The organism is Bartonella sp. AA16NXGY (assembly GCF_042197325.1).
In the GTDB taxonomy this organism is placed as follows: Bacteria; Pseudomonadota; Alphaproteobacteria; order Rhizobiales; family Rhizobiaceae; genus Bartonella.
In genome coordinates this window covers 1-539 of the sequence record NZ_JBHIRR010000083.1, presented here as the reverse complement: position 1 = coordinate 539, position 539 = coordinate 1, and the positions used below count along the sequence as shown (strand labels likewise).

The 539-nt window shown below is 47.7% G+C and carries 1 protein-coding gene; it reads right to left on the bottom strand.

Translation table 11 applies throughout. The features are described 5' to 3' along the window. Positions 1-539 (bottom strand): phage late control D family tail protein (locus ACFINK_RS09445; RefSeq protein ID WP_522729910.1); only part of this gene is annotated, 539 nt, incomplete at both ends.

The window sequence follows — 539 nt, the reverse complement described above, 5'->3', positions numbered from 1 at the left end:
CTGCCTACAGCACGACACAACCTGTCCGACTCGGAAGCAGCAGCAGCTCGTGCTTCCTCCTCACAAGTGTAACAAGTGCGAAGACGCCGCACGGGACCGCTAAACCCTGTCTGATGCTTGACTTGGCATTGCTGCCCTTTTGAGCGATCAAAATAAGAAGCTTCAATGGTGCCATATTGCGTGCGTGGCTCTAGGGTAAATTCCCAGTTAGAACAGTCGTGCTTATGGATTGCTAATGCTGGTAAATTATCCCCGCTTAAAAATAAAAACTTATGGTCTTTGATCAAAAAACGTGCCCGCATGCGATCGGCAAGGCGGGTTAAAAAATCAACAGCCGATTGATCTGTGCGAATCACATAAGGCAAATTTTGTTGAGTGAACTGGGGACTAACCTTTGCTTGATAGCCATGGCGTTTGGCAAGTGTCTCGACAATCTCACCAACAGTTTTGTGGTCAAAATGTTCACTCACCTGTTCTTTGAGCTCTTTACGCATCGAGGCACTTTTGCCACAAAGGCGCAAGATCTCTCCATCACTGCC